General features: G+C 50.7%; 19 protein-coding genes and 1 pseudogene. 7 read left to right on the top strand and 13 right to left on the bottom strand.

Annotated features, from left to right (window positions below):
• Positions 1–84: 84 nt before the first annotated feature.
• Together D9738_RS06300 and ybiE are read left to right on the top strand one after the other, a co-directional pair.
• Positions 85–1,155: a malate/lactate/ureidoglycolate dehydrogenase gene (locus D9738_RS06300; RefSeq protein ID WP_130259774.1), complete on the top strand. Its 1,071-nt coding sequence runs from the start codon at positions 85–87 to the stop codon at positions 1,153–1,155.
• Between the two features lie 80 nt (positions 1,156–1,235).
• Positions 1,236–1,294, top strand: a pseudogene (gene ybiE / locus D9738_RS25045) (protein YbiE).
• A gap of 13 nt (positions 1,295–1,307) precedes the next feature.
• Here ybiE and ybiJ read toward each other — a convergent pair.
• The 5 genes from ybiJ to mcbA all read right to left on the bottom strand — a co-directional run bounded on the left by ybiJ (position 1,308) and on the right by mcbA (position 5,700).
• The gene (gene ybiJ, locus D9738_RS06295) at positions 1,308–1,568 is read right to left on the bottom strand and encodes a DUF1471 family protein YbiJ (protein WP_130259773.1); all 261 of its coding nucleotides are present in this window, start codon (positions 1,566–1,568) and stop codon (positions 1,308–1,310) included.
• A gap of 264 nt (positions 1,569–1,832) precedes the next feature.
• A complete protein-coding gene (gene ybiI / locus D9738_RS06290) occupies positions 1,833–2,099 on the bottom strand; it encodes a C4-type zinc finger protein YbiI (RefSeq protein WP_130259772.1) in 267 nt (88 codons plus the stop codon).
• Positions 2,100–2,172: 73 nt separating this feature from the next.
• Complete coding sequence (gene ybiX / locus D9738_RS06285) at positions 2,173–2,850, bottom strand: PKHD-type hydroxylase YbiX (protein WP_130205129.1); 678 nt, start codon at positions 2,848–2,850, stop codon at positions 2,173–2,175.
• A 42-nt stretch (positions 2,851–2,892) separates the two neighbouring features.
• Positions 2,893–5,175, bottom strand: a complete 2,283-nt coding sequence (locus tag D9738_RS06280) for a catecholate siderophore receptor Fiu (protein ID WP_130259771.1) — start codon at positions 5,173–5,175, stop codon at positions 2,893–2,895.
• Between the two features lie 264 nt (positions 5,176–5,439).
• Positions 5,440–5,700, bottom strand: a complete 261-nt coding sequence (gene mcbA / locus D9738_RS06275) for a DUF1471 family periplasmic protein McbA (RefSeq protein WP_130205133.1) — start codon at positions 5,698–5,700, stop codon at positions 5,440–5,442.
• Positions 5,701–5,975: 275 nt separating this feature from the next.
• On the opposite strand from mcbA, the gene rlmF reads away from it, so the two are divergent.
• On the top strand, positions 5,976–6,902 hold the full coding sequence (gene rlmF, locus D9738_RS06270; RefSeq protein ID WP_165383320.1) for a 23S rRNA (adenine(1618)-N(6))-methyltransferase RlmF: 927 nt from the start codon (positions 5,976–5,978) through the stop codon (positions 6,900–6,902).
• On the opposite strand, the gene ybiO is transcribed toward rlmF, so the two are convergent.
• The 6 genes from ybiO to rhtA all read right to left on the bottom strand — a co-directional run bounded on the left by ybiO (position 6,899) and on the right by rhtA (position 13,710).
• A complete protein-coding gene (ybiO, locus tag D9738_RS06265; RefSeq protein WP_130259769.1) occupies positions 6,899–9,124 on the bottom strand; it encodes a mechanosensitive channel protein in 2,226 nt (741 codons plus the stop codon). The genes rlmF and ybiO overlap by 4 nt on opposite strands.
• Before the next feature lie 260 nt (positions 9,125–9,384).
• The gene (gene glnQ, locus D9738_RS06260) at positions 9,385–10,107 is read right to left on the bottom strand and encodes a glutamine ABC transporter ATP-binding protein GlnQ (RefSeq protein ID WP_032302757.1); all 723 of its coding nucleotides are present in this window, start codon (positions 10,105–10,107) and stop codon (positions 9,385–9,387) included.
• Positions 10,104–10,763 carry a glutamine ABC transporter permease GlnP gene (gene glnP, locus D9738_RS06255; RefSeq protein WP_061090926.1) on the bottom strand — a complete coding sequence of 220 codons (660 nt, stop codon included), beginning with the start codon at positions 10,761–10,763 and terminating at the stop codon, positions 10,104–10,106. Before glnP ends, glnQ begins: the two co-directional genes overlap by 4 nt.
• A gap of 107 nt (positions 10,764–10,870) precedes the next feature.
• Entirely contained in the window at positions 10,871–11,617 is a 747-nt protein-coding gene (gene glnH / locus D9738_RS06250; protein ID WP_130205139.1) for a glutamine ABC transporter substrate-binding protein GlnH, read from the bottom strand.
• 403 nt (positions 11,618–12,020) lie between these two features.
• The gene (dps, locus tag D9738_RS06240) at positions 12,021–12,524 is read right to left on the bottom strand and encodes a DNA starvation/stationary phase protection protein Dps (RefSeq protein ID WP_064530112.1); all 504 of its coding nucleotides are present in this window, start codon (positions 12,522–12,524) and stop codon (positions 12,021–12,023) included.
• A 298-nt stretch (positions 12,525–12,822) separates the two neighbouring features.
• Positions 12,823–13,710: a threonine/homoserine exporter RhtA gene (gene rhtA, locus D9738_RS06235; protein ID WP_130259768.1), complete on the bottom strand. Its 888-nt coding sequence runs from the start codon at positions 13,708–13,710 to the stop codon at positions 12,823–12,825.
• Between the two features lie 233 nt (positions 13,711–13,943).
• Here rhtA and D9738_RS06230 point away from each other — a divergent pair, with 233 nt between their 5' ends.
• Positions 13,944–14,009: a protein YliM gene (locus D9738_RS06230; protein WP_120795379.1), complete on the top strand. Its 66-nt coding sequence runs from the start codon at positions 13,944–13,946 to the stop codon at positions 14,007–14,009.
• A gap of 52 nt (positions 14,010–14,061) precedes the next feature.
• Complete coding sequence (ompX, locus tag D9738_RS06225) at positions 14,062–14,577, top strand: outer membrane protein OmpX (protein ID WP_105289445.1); 516 nt, start codon at positions 14,062–14,064, stop codon at positions 14,575–14,577.
• A 49-nt stretch (positions 14,578–14,626) separates the two neighbouring features.
• On the opposite strand, the gene opgE is transcribed toward ompX, so the two are convergent.
• A complete protein-coding gene (gene opgE / locus D9738_RS06220; protein WP_130259767.1) occupies positions 14,627–16,210 on the bottom strand; it encodes a phosphoethanolamine transferase in 1,584 nt (527 codons plus the stop codon).
• Between the two features lie 268 nt (positions 16,211–16,478).
• On the bottom strand, positions 16,479–16,607 hold the full coding sequence (gene mntS, locus D9738_RS06215) for a manganase accumulation protein MntS (protein ID WP_001001761.1): 129 nt from the start codon (positions 16,605–16,607) through the stop codon (positions 16,479–16,481).
• 185 nt (positions 16,608–16,792) lie between these two features.
• On the opposite strand from mntS, the gene mntR reads away from it, so the two are divergent.
• Together mntR and D9738_RS06205 are read left to right on the top strand one after the other, a co-directional pair.
• Entirely contained in the window at positions 16,793–17,260 is a 468-nt protein-coding gene (mntR, locus tag D9738_RS06210) for a manganese-binding transcriptional regulator MntR (RefSeq protein ID WP_130259766.1), read from the top strand.
• Positions 17,257–18,375, top strand: a complete 1,119-nt coding sequence (locus D9738_RS06205; protein ID WP_130205147.1) for an anion transporter — start codon at positions 17,257–17,259, stop codon at positions 18,373–18,375. Before mntR ends, D9738_RS06205 begins: the two co-directional genes overlap by 4 nt.
• Positions 18,376–18,575: the final 200 nt, after the last annotated feature.

Genomic DNA, 18,575 nt, shown 5'->3' with positions numbered 1-18,575 from the left:
AATTCCTGCATCTTTATTGACCTTCCCGCGTCCGGCGTGCAGCATAAAAAAACAACAAACACAAAACATAAACAGGAGTTAACCATGGAAAGTGGTCATCGCTTTCATGCTCAGACGCTGCACAGTTTTATTCAGGCTGTATTTCGTCAGATGGAGAGCGAGGAACAGGAAGCAAAATTAGTTGCCGATCATTTAATCGCGGCAAATCTGGCTGGGCATGATTCACATGGTATTGGCATGATCCCAAGCTATGTGCATTCCTGGAGGCTGGGTTCTTTGCAAATCAACCATCACGCCAAAATTATCAAAGAGGCGGGGGCTGTGGTCACGCTTGATGGCGATCGCGCATTTGGTCAGGTAGCGGCACACGAAGCGATGGCGCTGGGGATTGAGAAAGCGCGTCAGCACGGCATTGCCGCCGTGGCGCTACATAACTCGCATCATATCGGCCGAATCGGTTATTGGGCGGAACAGTGCGCGGCGGCGGGGTTTGTCTCTATCCACTTTGTTAACGTGGTGGGTATTCCAATGGTTGCTCCGTTCCACGGCCGCGACAGCCGCTTTGGCACCAATCCGTTCTGTGTGATTTTCCCACGTAAAGATAATTTCCCGCTGTTGCTCGATTACGCCACCAGCGCCATCGCATTTGGCAAAACCCGTGTCGCCTGGCATAAAGGCGTCCCCGTTCCACCAGGCTGCCTGATTGATGTTAACGGTGCGCCGACGACCAATCCGGCGGTAATGCAGGAGTCGCCGTTGGGGGCGCTGTTGACCTTTGCCGAACATAAAGGCTACGCGCTGGCGGTGATGTGTGAAATTCTTGGCGGGGCGCTTTCCGGCGGTAAAACGACGCATCAGGAAACGTTACAAACCAGTCCCGATGCCATTTTTAACTGCATGACCACTATCATCATCAACCCGGAACTCTTCGGCGCACCGGATTGTAGCGCGCAGACCGAAGCCTTTACCCAGTGGGTGAAAGCTTCGCCGCATGATGAAGATAAACCGATTTTGCTACCGGGCGAGTGGGAAGTGAATATGCGCCGTGAACGGCAGGAGTTTGGGATCCCGCTGGATGCCGGGAGCTGGCAGGCCATTTGCGATGCAGCGCGACAGGTTGGTATGTCAGAAGAGACGTTGCAGGCTTTCTGCTAACAATTAGCCAGCTAAAAAAAGCCCGTCCAGTATCGGACGGGCAAACAAGGGTAACATAGGATCAATGAGGGTTAGAGCATATGCGTCTGTCGGCAAACAGACAGGGAAATACTGTGCTGGACGTAGCGTAAACGCTTGATCCGGCTTACGAATTACTTATAAATTACCGCGGTACCACTTAATTTATTAGTGTTGGTGGCGGAAGTAATGCTGTATCCACTAGCACCGGCTGCCGCAGCTTTCTCAGCCAGTTTCGCTTCCAGGGCATCGAGGGTGGATGCGCCATCGGCAGAAACTACGCCGATTTTATTCATGCTCTGGGCCTGAGATGCCGTTACCGGTTCCGCCGCAAACACGCCAAATGACAGAGTTGAAAGAGCCATAGCAGCAACAACAGTATTGATAGTTTTCATAATTAATCTCTCGCAGGTGATTTTTGTTTAAGTGACGTTGTTTCGTCGATGTGATGAGTATCACGTTTTTTTACGAGAGATAAAATCGAAGAGAATTGACCGCCTTGTTCAAATAAATTGATTGATATCTAACATATTGATAAACCATTTATTTGTTGTACTTATGGACCCGTTTTATATCGCGTGGCAGTCACGATAGCGTTAAAGGCACGGAATGCCACGCAAAATACAAATTATACTCGCTATGCATCGCGCCAGTTGCAGTTAACGTAACTGGCTGTCTTTCGAACCTCTGCGATTATATCCTGTATAAGCTGGTTTTTGTAAATCTTTCTCCTGCTGACAATGAATGCATAAGCGCACGCCAGGAATGGCTTCCCGACGGGCCTGCGGGATGGGGGCGCCACACTCTTCACATTCATACAGGCTTTCGCCACGCGGAATTTCATCCCGAGCTCGGGCAATCGCATCTTCAATTGTACTGTTGATCTGTTCGTTGACGGCGTCATCGTTAGCCCAACCGGATGCCATATCGTCCCCTCCATATCAATGCTTGTACAGTTAAGTGTAGCTAATATAGGGACGAACTCGGGCAGTTCAAGCGTCAGATCTCCGACCATTCCCGCAGCAGATTATGATAAAGATTGAGCAGCGACAGGATCTCTTCACTTTCGCCATAGCGGCTTTTCAGCGACTGAATATTGTTGTCCAGTTCAAACAGCATGGCGCGCTTTTTATCATCGCGGATCATCGACTGGATCCACATAAATGATGCCACTCGCACGCCGCGGGTTACGGGTGTCACGCAGTGCAGGCTGCTGGAGGGGTACAACACCAGATCGCCAGCCGGGAGTTTTACCCGATGTTGTCCGAAGGTGTCATTAACGACCAGTTCGCCGCCGTCGTAGCTTTGTGGATCGCTCAAAAACAGCGTGGCAGAAAGGTCAGTGCGCATCCAGCCGTTTTGTGGATGGCTGCGTACTGCGCCATCCACATGAAAACCATAAGTTTCATTGTTCTGATAGCGATTAAACAGCGGTGTGGAAAGGGTACGCGGCAAGGCAGCGGCAAAGAACAAAGCATGTTGGTTAACCGCGTTCAGCACCTCATTTTGCAGTGCGGCGTACAGGGCGCTGCGGGTGTCCACTTGCTGATTGCTCTTAACTTGTGCGCCTTGTGCACCGGTGGTGACTCGTCCATCAACCCATTCGGCTTGTTCCAGTTGTTCGCGAAACCGGGCGACGTCCTGTGGCGATAGCACGCCAGGAATGTGGTACATCATACAAATTCTCCAAAAAGTGGGGCCGTGCGCCCCACATCTGAATCAGAAATGCATATTGGCGGTGAGCAGGAACGTTCTTGGTTCGCCCGGGTGATAACGGTAGCCGCTCTTGTTGATCGAGGCGACGTAATCGGTATCAAACAGGTTGTAGACATTTAGCTGGAAGTCGAGATTGCGATTAACCCGATACCCCAGTTTGGCATCGGCGACCCAATAACCTTCGGTAAATGCTGGCGTTCCCACCGCGCCGTCTGAACCTTTATGCATACTGCCGATGTAACGCGCGCCCGCGCCAACGGAAATATCATCGGTTGCCTGATATTGGCTCCATAAGGTAAAGGCGTGCTCCGGCGTATATGGCAGTGATGATGAACCATCCTGAGCCACGTCCGCGCCATTTTTAATGGTCGCTTTTTGCTGGGTATATCCGCCAATCACCTGCCACGCGGGCGTGATATTCCCGGCCACGGATATCTCATAGCCTTCGACGCGTTTTTTACCGTATTGCGAGTAAGTTCCGTCATCGTTTTGCTCAACTTCATTTTCGATATCAGTACGGAACAGCGCGGCGGTAAGCAACAGGCGTTTATCCAGCACCTGCCATTTGGTGCCAATCTCACTGGTGTTGGCTTTTTGCGGTTTAAAGTCGGTGCGGCTGGCGCTGTTACCGCTGCCAGACTGCGCAAGGGCGAAGTTGTTGCCGCCTGGCGGCTGCTGGGAAACGGCATAGTTAATATAGACATTGCCGTTTTCCGTCAGGTGATACAGCGCCCCGGCTTTCCAGTTCACCAGATTGCCCGACTTGGCAGTGTCGATGGTGGTGACCGGAGAGCCGTTTGCCACGCCAGCAGGGCAGGTGACTGCGCCGCGTCCACTGCCGCCGCAGGCGGTGGCACTGTCATATTCAGTATGATAATTATCCAGACGGATCCCGCCGTTCAGCTCAAAATCACGGGTGATTTGCAGCGTATCGAAGGCATAAATTGCGAAGGTATCCGTCTGACCATCGGCGTTTGCGCCGTTGCGCGTCAGGCCGCCGGGATGAATGCTGCTGTCAGGATGATAAATATTCACCGCCGGTAACGTCACCGGATTAACGCCGTAGTTGGTCTGCGTTTCACGGGTAAATTCCACGCCAGTACTGACATCATGACCGACAGAGCCGGTATAAAATGTGGTAGTCAGGTTGGTCTGGTTGGTGAGAATTTTATTACTCACATCTTTGGTGTTCGCCGTACGTGACCAGGTCCAGGTATTCACATCGCTGGTGGGCTGGGTAATATTCGACGCCCCGCCCATAATCGCCGTCATCAGGTAATCCTGCTTTACGCGCGACCAACGAGTCGTATTGCGAATGGTGGTGTTATCGTTGATGTCGTGCTCAAAACGCATGGTGGCGGTATCGGTGGTCGAATCGTCGTAATCGGAATCCGTGCCATAAAAGTTATGCGTATCTACTTTTCCGGAATGATTCAGTGCCGCTGTTCCCGCAGATGGGGCGGAATAGCCCGGCAAACCGATGGTCGGAATGCCGCCGTCTGGCGTGTTGTGCTGGGTGACATGCAGATAATTAAGATACAAACGATTCGCTGTGCCAAGGCCAAAAGCGACAGAAGGGGCGACGCCGTAACGCTCATTTTTGACTTTGTCGCGTCCGGCATCGTGCGTTTTTTCGCCCATCACATTCAGACGCACCGCGGAGGTATCGCCAATCACCTGATTGACGTCCAGCGTGCCGCGGCGGAACCAGGCGCTGCCAATACTGGCGGAGGCGTCAATGCCGGAATCATTGCGTGGCTGCTTGCTGATCATATTGATTGAGCCCGTCGGCGCGCTGCGCCCGTAGTCGGTACCGGACGGGCCTTTAATCACTTCGACCTGTTCGGTATTGAAGGTGTCGCGCGAGACGCTGCCGATATCGCGAATGCCATCAATATAAATACTGTTAGAAGTATCGGCACCGCGCATATAAATGGCGTCGCCAGTGGTGGAGTTACCGTTCTCACCAGCAAAAAATGCGCCTACGCCGGGGACGTTTTTGAGTGCGTCGGTAAGGTTAGACGCGCCCTGATCTTTAATCACCTGTTCGGAAATCACCGTCATCGTGCGGGTCGTATCCGCTACCGGACGCGAGAATTTCGGATCGGCAGATTGTTGTGGCGCATAAAGCGAAGGCGTTGATGCTTCGACAACCAGCGTGTCATCCGCGTTAGTTTGCCCTTCGGCGGCGAGTGCCTGTGCCACAGGCGTGATGCCAATACAAAGACCGGCAAAGAACGTGAGCGAATGAAATTGTCTGGCAGGGAAATTGCGATTGTTTTCCATTTAGCAGGTGACTTTTTCTTATATGTTTAAGTTTTCACTGTCACGAGAAAGCATCTCTGCGGATGCAATGCCACTGTTAATCCCGTAATAGTACTTGTGAAAGTGATAATAATTTTGATAAGCATTATCACTTGGAGCGATTTTCTATCACCCATTGCGCGAAAAAGAAATACATTTATTTACATTGTGTTCATATTTGATGTTTTTTGATTACAAAACAGACGAAAACTGCATCCAGAGGCGAATGCAGTTACGTTGGTGGGGTTATTTGTAGATGGTTGCAGTACCGAACATCTGGTCATTTCCGCCTGCGGAATTAATGACATAACCTTTCGCGCCTTGTTCGCGCGCTTTTTCTGCCAATTTATCCTCCAGATCGCTTAGGTTTGATGCGCCGGTCGCCGAAACGGTACCGGCGGGCCGTAGCTGACCGCTGTCCTGGTTACTCAGAGGCTGCGCGGCATAAGCCGTGAGAGAGATTCCGCTCAGGACGGTGGCAATCAGTAGTGCGAGGCACTTTTTCATAATGACATCCTCAGAAATACAACGAGTAGTGCCTGATAAGTGTAGGTCGCCTGTGCGATGCAAATGACGCAAAAAATTGACAGAGATGTGCTTGTTTTTTGAACGATATATTTTTACAAAATAAGACCAATCAATGACATGCATGATGCTGATTTTTATGGTGAATTGCCATAAACCATAGTCATGTTAAGGTTTTGGGGAATGATAAATGCAGCCAGATATTTACCCTGTCGCGTTATGCGGGTATCTTACGCCGCTGCTTAAAGGAGAATGCTATGTCCGCCCAGAAACCGGGGTTGCATCCGCGCAACCGTCATCACAGCCGCTACGATCTCGCCACGCTTTGTCAGGTCAATCCTGAACTCAAGCAATTCCTCACGCTTACACCCGCCGGGGAGCAAAGCGTAGACTTTGCCAATCCGCTGGCGGTGAAGGCGCTCAATAAGGCGTTGCTGGCCCATTTTTACGCCGTAGCGAACTGGGACATTCCGGACGGTTTTCTCTGCCCGCCAGTACCGGGCCGGGCGGATTATATTCATCACCTTGCCGATTTACTGGCAGAAGCAAGCGGAACAATTCCATCTAAAGCCAGCATTCTGGATATCGGCGTTGGTGCGAACTGTATTTACCCGCTGATTGGCGTACATGAATATGGCTGGCGTTTTACCGGCAGCGAAACCAGCAGCCAGGCGTTAAGCAGTGCGCAGGCGATCATCAGTGCTAATCCGGGGCTTAACCGCGCCATTCGTCTGCGTCGGCAGAAAGAGAGCGGGGCGATTTTTAACGGTATCATCCACAAAAACGAGCAATACGACGCGACCTTGTGTAACCCGCCATTCCACGATTCCGCCGCTGCGGCACGGGCAGGTAGTGAGCGTAAACGCCGTAACCTTGGGCTGAACAAAGACGATGCACTGAACTTTGGTGGTCAGCAACAGGAGTTGTGGTGTGAAGGCGGTGAAGTCGCCTTTATCAAAAAGATGATTGAAGAGAGCAAAGGCTTCGCGAAGCAAGTGATGTGGTTTACCTCGCTGGTATCTCGTGGTGAAAACTTACCGCCGTTGTATCGTGCTTTGACGGACGTGGGCGCGGTGAAGGTGGTAAAAAAAGAGATGGCCCAGGGGCAAAAGCAGAGTCGCTTTATTGCCTGGACCTTTATGAACGACGAGCAGCGTCGCCGTTTTGTCAATCGCCAGCGTTAAAGCGTTGGCTCCCCCGGTGGCAGCGGTTCTGCCGGGGCCGCGCCCGGCGCCGGCAGCACCTGATAAGTCTGCACTGGCGCGCGAACACCCGCCAGGTCGAAATGCTTTTTCACCTGGCTGTCGAGGGCAAAGCGTACCGTCCACTGTTTGAGTGGCAGAGTGGTGAACGACACTCGCAACGTAAACGCGGTATTGCTTAAGCCGACAATCCCGGCAAAGTTCGGTTCACCAATAATCAGCCCGCGAATTTCTTCGTTTTCCATCAGTTCCGTTACCGCATCTTTCAGCGCCTGATTGGCTTTATCAGTATCTTCATGGCGATCAACATCGTAATTTGCCACCACTGAACCAATGCCACGGACAAAGTTGGCAAAGGTGGTAATCGAAGACCACGGAATGATGTGATACGCCCCGGTATCCTGGCGCACGCCAACGGATCGAATCGACATTCGTTCCACCGTACCCGTCAACGGCCCGATGGTCACTAAATCTCCGGTGTTCATACCGTTTTCAAACTGAATAAATACCCCGGTGATAATATCTTTCACCAGCGTTTGCGAACCGAAAGAGATAGCCAGCCCCAACGCCCCCGCACCTGCCAGCAGCGGCGCAATGTTGACGCCGATTTCCGACAACACAATCATGATGGTGATGGTACTGATGATCACTGCCAGCGCGTTACGAAACAGCGTCAGCAGGGTACGCGTGCGGGCGCTGGGTAGCGGGCGGCCATGAATATCCGAAGCCAGCCGGTTTTCGATCAAACTGGCGAGCACCGTCCAGCCAACCGCTGAGAAGAAAAGAATGAGCGCGATACGGATCAGGATATCTACCGTTTTTTGCCCCGCACCGTTTTGCAGCCAGTTCCAGAAATCGAACAATCCCCATGCGCTCAACAGCAACATTACCGCCACGCAGACTGTCAGAATACGCGCCGTTTTCAGCGCCGCCGAAAGCCAGCCATTCAGCCGTTTTTGCAGCTCCGGATAATTTCGCTGAGTATGTGGCGAGAGAGTGATGGTTTTCGCCAGCCAGCGGGAAAACATACCGGAAACAAACGCTGCGATACCAATAATCGCCAGACTGCGTACCGTCGCGCCCATCATAAATTTCAGGCTGTTGCCTGGATCGAACAACGAAAAGAAAAACAGCACGATAAAATAGGCGCTTGCCAGCCAGTGCCAGACCAGCGCAAAGGCGCGGATAAACAGGCTGAAAAAGGCCAGCGAATGCTCCGCAAAGTTGAGCAAATGTTGGGTAATCTCTTTTTTATTACGAAAGATCAGGTACAGCGCCCAGATGGTCATGCACAGCATGATTGCCACGTTTGCCAGCGCGCCAATTTGTACATTCACCTGATTAGAGATAATCGGCACTGCCACAATCAGGCCATAGCCTATCAAACTGCTTAACCAGCTAAGGCGGCGACTCCAGTAACGGGCGCTCTCGTCCTGAATCGTGAACGGGCGCAGCTCCGCCACGTTTGGGCAAAAAATCAGGCGTAGTACGGCTTTGAAAAATTCAATCAGGGCAAAGGCGTTGAGAAACAAACTTTGTTGGAAAGCGATGGTGCGACTGCCCGCATTCAGGTTGTCGCTTAAAACCTGACCGACAAATAATGTCAGAGCCAGTAACAGCAGGTCGATAATAAACGCCCCGATAATCATTGCCGGAAGCTGCAACCAGTTACTGCGCTCACGATTTTTTTGCCGCGCCCACTGGCCCATTTTGCGATACAGCGGCAGTGCGCACAGGCGAATCAGCCAGTAAAAACCAAACACTAAAACCGCTAACATTGAAAAATGGGTCAGCGCATTGCTGAAGGTTTGTGGATTAAACGGCTTATGCGGGGAGCCGGTGATATTGCGATAAAGTTGCCCGAAGCGGGCGGAAAGGGCTTCACCATAATGGCGGCTGACTTCGGTGACCTTTTGCAGCACAGTTTGCTCTTCAACCAGCGTTGGCGGCACGATCTTCGGGACCGGTTCCGCAGGGGGCGTCGCGGCGACGGTGCGCAACTGGTCGATCAACTCTTTACGCGAGGTGTCATTATCCAGCACATCCGCCAGTGCGCCATAGGCCGCTTTTTTTTGTTCGATATCCGGTTCCGGGGCCGATTCAGTCGTTGAGTCCGTTGTCGTTGTGGTTGTAACGCCGGGTATGGATACCGCGTGGGCAGGTGCGCCCAGCAGGCAGAAGAGGATGAACAGGATCCACCGCATGACTCCTCCAGTGAGAAAACAGTGCAAAAAGATAAGTATAGATGCTGGGGGAGGGGCGATTTTAAATGAGAGGAATCTGGTGTGCCTCCCTTTCGGGTGAAAGGGAGGAAGGGATATTAAGCAGGTTGCTGACAACGTGCGGGCTTTTTTGCCGGATGCGGCGTGAACGCCTTATCCGTCCTACAAGTTCATGCAATTTTAATAAGTTGCCATATATCCTGTAGGCCTGATAAGCGTAGCGCATCAGGCAATGTGTCTTATTAAGAGACGTGCTGTAAAAATTCCTGCAAGCGCTGGCTCGGCGGATTTTTGATCAACGCCTGCGGATCGCCATCTTCCGCAATCCGGCCTTTGTCGATAAAGATCAGGCGCGAAGCTACTTTCTCGGCAAAACCGATTTCGTGGGTCACGATCACCATCGTCATGCCTTCTTCAGCCAGATCCTGCATAACCTTCAGCACTTCATGGCGCAATTCCGGGTCAAGAGCGGAAGTCGGTTCATCAAACAACATCATTTTCGGTTTCACCGCCAGCGCGCGGGCAATCGCTACACGCTGCTGTTGACCACCAGAAAGTTCGGAAGGGTAGTGATGTGCACGTTCTGCCAGACCGACTTTCGCCAGCAGTTCACGTGCCAGTTTTTCCGCCTCTTCTTTGTTCGCGCCACGCACGCGTAGCGGGCCAAACATGACGTTTTCCAGCGCCGTCAGATGCGGGAAAAGGTAAAACTGCTGGAACACCATACCCGCTTCCTGGCGAATCAGGCGCTCGTCAACTTTCGGATCGTTAACCTTCAGGCCATCGACAATCAGATCGCCGGAGGTGATTTCTTCCAGTTTGTTGATGCAGCGCAGGAGGGTCGATTTACCGGAACCGGACGGCCCGATAATCACCACGACTTCGCCCTGGGCAATATTCAAATCGATATTGTGCAGCACCTGGGTTGGGCCAAAGTGCTTGGAGACGTTTTTAAATTCAATCACAGGATTTTCATCCTTCTTTCCAGTCGACGCAGAATAAAGCTCAGCACTAGGGTAATAATCAGATAGAACACCGCCACGGCGCTCCAGATTTCAAGGGCGCGGAAGTTACCGGCAATAATTTCTTGCCCCTGACGGGTCAGTTCCGCCACGCCGATAACAATAAACAGCGATGTATCTTTAATGCTGATGATCCACTGGTTACCCAGCGGCGGCAGCATGCGGCGCAGTGCCAGCGGTAAAATGACGTAGCGAATGGTTTCCCAACGTGAAAGGCCGAGCGCCAGTCCTGCTTCACGAAAACCTTTGTGGATTGACAGCACCGCACCACGCGTGATTTCCGCAATGTACGCGCCGGAGTTGATCATGATGGTGACCACCGCCGCAGTAAACGGGTCGATGCGTAAGTCGTTAAACGCCATCGGCAGGGCGAAGTAGATAAACATCACCTGGACGACGATAGGTGTGCCGCGGATCACTTCAATAAAGACCAGCGCGACGTGGTTGGCTATCCAACCACCGAAGGTGCGTGCAAAACCTGCCGCCAGTCCGATAACCAGGCCGCCAGCCAGACCGAGGACCGAAATCCACAGGGTCATTTTGGCGCCTTCAATCAGAAGCGGAATGGCAGGCCAGATGGCACTCCAGTCAAACTGCATATGTTGTTCCTGTTACCGTGGTGTAAATACCCGAGCCAGAAGGTTGGCGGGGAGAAACGCTGGCCCGGTATGCAAAAGGCCACCGGGCCATAAATTAAAGGCAATCATTATTTCGGTTCAGTACCGAACCATTTTTTGTAGATTTCGTTGTATGTGCCGTTCTCGCGCAGGGTTTTCAACGCGCCGTTGATTTTGTCACGCAGCTCGTCGCTACCTTTCGGGAACGCAATACCGTATTGTTGTGCTTCCAGAGAGTCACCTACCGCTTTGAACTGACCGTTCCCGGCGGTTTTGATGAAGTACAGAATGTTTGGTGTGTCGTGCAGGACGGCGTCTGCGCGGTTGGTACCCAGTTCCATATAGGCGTTATCGATGTTCGGGAACTGACGCAGATCTTTGGTTTTGATGTTCGCTTTTGCGTAATCAACGGAGCCGGTGCCGCTTTTCACAGCAACCACTTTACCGTCGAGATCTTTCACGCTTTTCACATCGTTATTGTTGGCTTTCACCATCACTAACAGGCCGCTTTTGTAGTAGCCGTCAGAGAAATCGATCGCTTTTTTACGCTCGTCGGTAATGGTAATGCCCGCCAGCGCCAGATCGATGTTTTTGGTTTGCAGTGCTGGGATGATGCCGCTGAAATCCATTGGTTTCAGTTCGTAATCCAGCTTCAGTTCTTTGGCGATAGCAGCCCACAGATCCACATCAAAACCAACGTATTTGTCGCCCTGTTTAAATTCAAACGGAACGAAGGCGGTATCCGTCGCCACAACCAGTTTTTTATCCGCGGCATGAGAAGAAACCGCAAAAGCCAGGGTCAGTGCAGCCAGTGAAACTTTTAATACAGACTTCATAGCATTTCCTTTTTTCTATCCACGGGACGATCCCCTGCGTGACATTTACGTATATGAAAAAATCGTGCCAGTTTTACAACTCTTTGATTTTTATAGGAGCAGTTAAAACGGGTTGCACAATTTATGGGGCAACATCTCCGGTCTGCACCATATTGGGGCGCCAAAGTGGTGCGCAAAAATAGTGCACTCAACACATAGGTTATTTAGCGTAAATTATGATGAAAAAACAATCTTTATGTAACGATTGTGTGATGTTGCTGATACAAATATTTTACTTTGACAGGCGGGAAAGACGATGAGTTGCACTAAAAAAGTGCGTAGAGGCGGGCAGCAATACAAAACGGCTTCCTGCCAGGAAGCCGCCTTTATCGCTTACTTAAGTTCTGCACCATCTGCGATGGATTTATTCGATATTAGATTCGATAAACCACAAGAATTTATCCAGGTCGCGGGAAGCGGCGGTCAGGATATCTGCGGTGTCGTCATCTTTCGCTTCGCCAATCGCTTTACGTACATCATTAGCGACAATCGCGTAACGGTCAGCCAGTTCTTTCAGGTGATCCTGAACGCTGTGGATGTCCAGCGGGTAGCTTTTCAGCGGGGTTTTGCTGTTAATAACTTGAGTGGTACCAAGGGCAACGCCGCCTAGCTGCACCGCGCGCTCTGCCATAGTATCCAGGTGATCGGTCAGTGCGGTACGGAAACCATCCAGCATCTCATGTACGGCAATGAAGTTAGCGCCGCGCATGTTCCAGTGCGCTTGTTTGGTAATCAAAGAGAGATCAATAAACTGGATAACCTGGCGATTCAGCAACTCAACTGTCGCTTTCTTCTCGCTGTCAGAGACATCGTTGCGGGTATAAAGCAGATTTGTCGCTTTTGCTTTAACTAATTTAGCGGTACTCATAATTTCATATCCTCTTGATGTTGTGTCCCAGTAATTAACGAGACTAAGTATAGCACCACCCTGGTGTTCCGCTATTCTGGCTGTCCCTATCACACTAATAGCGGTAACAAGCGTGAAAAATAAAAACCATATAAATTCACATAGTTATGTATATTGCTGGAGGCGATTCTTATTTTCTTTTTTACGCGAGCTATTCAGAGAGAATAGGTTTTAGGATAACAAGATATATAAAAAGGGCAGGGATGAAGAGTCGTGTAATATTCTGCATGGTTATGCATAACCATGCAGAAAGCTAGCTTTAATTAATATCTAATTCTTTAATTTTAGTCTCTTTGCGCGCTGTCAGCGTTGAGCCCATTGAGGCGGCAATAATCGCGCCGAGGGCCAGTAGTTGTATTGGCGCCAATGTCTCACCGAGGAAAATCATTCCGGAAACGGCAGCCAGTGCAGGTTCCATACTCATTAGCGTACCAAATGTCCGGGTCGGCAGACGGGTGAGGGCAATCATCTCAAGCGAATAGGGCAGAGCGGTAGAGAGGATAGCGACAGCCAGACCCAATGGAACAACCGACCAGTGCCAGAGCGCCTCTCCGGCCTGGAATGCGCCAATCGGCACGAAAATAAGCGCCGCAATCAGCGAACCGATTGCCACCGTCGCCGGGCCGTGTTCCGCACCGGCGCGTTGCCCACTTAATATGTAGATAGCCCAACAAGCACCGGCGCCGAGCGCCAGCGCACAGCCGGTTAGGTCGACATGCGAAACATCCTGCCCCAGCGGCAGCAGGAACCACAGGCCGAGTACCACCAGCACAACCCAAACAAAGTCTACGGGGCGGCGTGAAGAGAACAGCGCCACTGCCAGTGGTCCGGTGAATTCCAGCGCCACCGCAATCCCAAGCGGTACGGTCTGAATAGAAAGATAAAAAAGATAGTTCATTCCCCCCAGTGAGATGCCGTAAAACAACAGCGGCAAGCGCTGTTCCTTGGCAAACCGCAGTCGCCACGGTTTAAAGAATGCGATAAGAATCAGTGTTCCCAGCGCCAGGCGCAGTGCAGTCACGCCCGGCGCGCCGACCAGTGGAAAAAGCGACTTTGCTAATGAGGCCCCGCCCTGAATAGACGCCATGGCAACGAGCAATAATAATATCGGTAACCAGACCGGCATTTTACGTAATGTCCCTGGCATCCGTTCCCCCATAAATTTGTATAGTCAGGTAAAGCGAGGAGTGTACTGGATATAACTAAAACTGGTTGAGCATTTGTTGAAAAATTTTTCCCCGATTTGACTAAAATGCGCCAGGATTGATTGATTCATCAGCTTGGTGATTAGGAATAATCTGGATGAACGGCAGTGAAAATATGCGTAATACTTACGCAGTTCACTGAAAAAATGATGTAAATTTAGATGGATAGCGGCATGTGGAAACGTTCTGTTACATGAAATGGCCCGTTAGACATCACAAATCGCGAAGAGTTTCCCATTAATTTTTGATATATTTAAAGCTTAGGACTTATTTGAATCACATTTGAGGTGGTTATGAAAAAAATTGCATGTCTTTCAGCACTGGCCGCAGTTCTGGCTTTCACCGCAGGTACTTCCGTAGCTGCTACTTCTACCGTAACTGGCGGTTACGCTCAGAGCGACGCTCAGGGCAAAATGAACAAAATGGGCGGTTTCAACCTGAAATACCGCTATGAAGAAGACAACAGCCCGCTGGGTGTGATCGGTTCTTTCACTTACACTGAAAAAAGTCGTACTAACAGTGCAGGCGATTACAACAAAACCCAGTACTACGGCATCACTGCTGGTCCGGCATACCGCATCAACGACTGGGCGAGCATCTACGGTGTTGTAGGTGTGGGCTACGGTAAATTCCAGGACACCAACTACCCGACCTATAAACACGACACCAGCGACTACGGTTTCTCCTACGGCGCAGGTCTGCAGTTCAACCCGATCGAAAACGTTGCTCTGGACTTCTCTTACGAGCAGAGCCGTATTCGTAGCGTTGACGTAGGCACCTGGATCGCCGGTGTTGGTTACCGCTTCTAATCACTTCGGTGATATAAAAAATCCGCCCCTCGGGGCGGATTTTTTTATCTTAGGATTTCGGGTCGAAAATATCGGTTCCGAGATGGTTGTAGTCCACCTTCTGTAACTGGAAGTTGGTGATGTAGATTGGCCCGGCTTTCTTCTCGGAAATAAACGGGTAGTTGATGTTGATTTCCTGCGCTTTAATTCCCGTCCACTGTGAGAAAAAACCTAAGAAATCATTGGCTGAACGGCGGGCTTTAATCACCCGATGCGCTTTATCGTCGCTGGAAATGACCATAAAAGGCACCTGGAAATTCTGCTGATATTTATCATCGTGGGCCAGGTATTGCACTTCTTTTCCGCGTTCTTTAAAGGCTAAACCGTGGTCTGAAAAATAAACCATGGAGAAACTGCTGCCGCTGTTGCGTAACTGGTCGTACAGTTTGCGCAGTAAATCGTCAGTTTGCGTCATGGTGTAGAGATAGCACGATGTTTCTTTCGATTGTACAAAGGTTTCGTATTTGCCTTGTGTCCGGTCACAGGCCTGAGGATGTGAGCCCATCAGATGCAAAACAATCAGTTGCGGCTGCGAGTGTTCTTCCGCCAATACCTGAGCAGTCATTGTCAGTAGCTCTTCGTCTTTAGCGTTCTTATCTGCTTCAAAATTACCGTTTTTCAGGAATTGCACTTCATCTGCACGTTTAGCGATGCTGGCGATAGCCGTATCGTATTCGCCGATTTGCCCCTGATTAGAAAACCACCAGGTCTGGAATCCTGCTCGGTTGGCCAGGGTCACAAAGTTATCCTGAAACTGTGGTTTGCCATCGACCACGCGGTTAAGCGTTAATCCGAGAGATTTCTGTGTGGAGCCACTGGCAGCAATATAATCAGAAAAAATCAGGCCGTTAACGCTGCTGGCAAACGGGGTATTATTCCAGTGACCGCCAAAGGCACCGAGGGCATCGCGACGTGCGCTTTCGCCAATGACCACCACATAAGTGTGATATTTGGGTTTAACTGCAGTGACTGTCCAGGTATCTTTCATCCCGGAAAGTTTCGCCATCCGTTCCTGCTCTTCAATCACCTCGTTATTGTTGACGATGACATCCCTGGCAAAACGAAATACCGGATAACCGGTGTCTTTGAGTTTAAATACACCGCCCCAGGCGAGATTTTGAACCGGAGCGACAAAAAATGTCGCCACACTGAATACCAGACACAGGCTGTCGAATTTATTCCAGCGTGCTTTTTCATCCTCTATTTTCCGCCTGATCGCAATCACGCCGAGCGCAAAAATAAATAAGCCGACCAGATAGCTATACCACGGGAAGATCGTAAGAATTTCGGTCGACTCTTCCATATTGGTGGAATGCAGCGCCAGCAATGTATTGAAGTTAGGCGCACCGTACGCCTGAGCAAAAGGGAAATAACAGGCCGCCACCAGCGAACAGACGCCTATTAAGGTTTTTTGCACGCGCGGCAACATCCGCCATAGCAAAAGCAAAATGGCAGTAAAAGCGGCGGTGTAGAGAAAACTAAAGGGATAACCTAAACCAAGGTTAATCAATAGCGACTGTAAAAAGTAGAACGCAGTCCACGGGCTAAAAACCCGGCTACGGGAAACAAGCGATTCTTTAAGGGTTAAGTTCATATGCCACTATCGTAACAAACGCCATGTGCTTACCCTGGCGTCAAGGGTCAATACCTGCAAGAGTGCGTGAAGAGGGGGAAGGGTCCGCATCTGCGAGCCGCAATATACGCAGGGCTGCAAGAAGATAGAGCGAGCTGCCGTTCAGGTCAACTACTGAGGAACAAATCTTTTGCGAAGAGAATAGCAAATCCGATAAAAAGTGGGGGGGCAATCCAGAACAATCTATGCCTGCAATAAAGCAGGAGCAAAGCGGCGTACCGCGACGCCGCTATTTATCGGAAGGTTTATCTTGCTGCGGTTTGTTGTTGACCATATCGCACAACATCGAGAGCAGCATTAACCGTACTTTAAAGGGAGAGTGACTAAACACGCGCATACACCTCTTGAACTCATTCATAAGACCTCCTGACTTGCTAATCCCGTCGTTCCATGAGGGATGATTGCATTACATACAGATATAGCACAGGCTATATTATATAGCTATTGCTAAAACGTTAATTTTTTGTACCTTCGCAACTCTGGTTTACAATGTGCGCACGAAATGAGAACGCTATGTATGTGTCACCATAATGAGGAAGCACAATGAGTCGTCGCGCAGGTACGCCAACAGCAAAAAAAGTGACGCAGTTAGTGAACGTGGAAGAGCACGTTGAAGGATTCCGCCAGGTCAGAGAGGCACATCGCCGTGAACTTATCGACGATTACGTTGAGCTGATTTCTGACCTGATGATGGAGGTGGGAGAAGCGCGCCAGGTTGATATGGCCGCCCGTCTGGGAGTCTCTCAACCTACGGTGGCTAAAATGCTTAAGCGACTGGCAACAATGGGATTGATTGAAATGATCCCCTGGCGTGGCGTGTTTTTAACGGCAGAAGGAGAGAAGCTGGCGCAGGAAAGTCGCGAGCGTCATCAGGTCGTCGAAAATTTCTTGTTGGTGTTGGGCGTTAGCCCGGAAATCGCCCGTCGCGACGCGGAAGGCATGGAGCACCATGTCAGTGAGGAGACGCTGGACGCCTTTCGTTTGTTTACCCAGAAACACGGTGCTAAATGAGCCTGCCTTTTTTACGCTCGCTGCAAGGCGATCGCTTTTTTCAGTTATTAATTCTTGTTGGCATCGGATTAAGTTTTTTCGTTCCTTTCACACCTAAGTCCTGGCCTGGCGCTATTGACTGGCACACCATCATCACCTTAAGTGGCCTGATGCTGTTGACCAAAGGTGTTGAATTAAGCGGTTATTTTGATGTGCTTGGGCGAAAGATGGTGCGCCGTTTTGCTACTGAGCGTCGACTGGCGATGTTTATGGTGCTGGCAGCGGCGCTGCTTTCTACGTTTCTGACCAACGACGTCGCGCTGTTTATTGTGGTTCCGCTGACCATCACGCTAAAAAGACTGTGTGAGATCCCGGTTAATCGGCTGATTATTTTCGAGGCGTTGGCGGTGAATGCCGGATCGTTGCTGACGCCGATTGGCAATCCGCAAAATATCCTAATCTGGGGACGCTCTGATCTTTCGTTTGTCGGTTTTATTGCCCAAATGGCCCCGCTGGCTGGTGCGATGATGCTGACACTACTGCTGCTGTGTTGGTGTTGTTTCCCTGGAAAGGCGCTGCAATACCATACTGGTTCGCAGATGCCGGAGTGGAAGCCTCGGCTGGTGTGGAGTTGTCTGGGGCTGTATATCGTCTTCCTTATGGCGCTGGAGTTGAAACAAGAGCTGTGGGGGTTGGTGATTGTGGCGGCGGGCTTTGCGCTTCTGGCGCGTCGCGTGGTGCTGAGCGTGGACTGGACGTTGCTGCTGGTGTTTATGGCGATGTTTATCGACGTCCATTTACTGACCCAACTTCCGGTATTACAGGGCGTGTTGAGCAACGTGAGTCATTTATCTGAACCTGGATTATGGCTGACGGCGATTGGTTTATCGCAGGTAATCAGTAACGTGCCGGGCACGATTTTGCTGCTCAATTATGTGCCTCCGTCTTTACTACTGGCATGGGCGGTAAATGTAGGTGGCTTTGGTTTATTACCCGGATCGCTGGCAAATTTGATTGCGCTACGGATGGCGAACGATCGCCGTATCTGGTGGCGTTTCCATCTCTATTCAATACCGATGCTGTTGTGGGCGGCGCTGGTGGGATATGTTTTGTTGGTTATGATCCCGGCGGGGTAAGGTCTGACAAATTAAAAAGGCGGATTATTAGTCCGCCTCTGAGTGTTGGTAATACGCGCTTTGTTCATGCCGGATGCGGCCTACAAAAACTTGCGGATTCAATATATTGCAGGTTCTGCGTAGGCCTGATAAGCGTAGCGCATCAGGCAATTATGTATTGCCATGAGCAGCCTCAGGCGGATTATCACTCCGCCTTTTGC

Source organism: Escherichia sp. E10V5 (genome assembly GCF_004212315.1).
Lineage (GTDB): Bacteria > Pseudomonadota > Gammaproteobacteria > Enterobacterales > Enterobacteriaceae > Escherichia.
The sequence above is the reverse complement of the archived record's forward strand: the minus strand, read 5'-3'. Positions and strand labels throughout refer to the sequence as shown.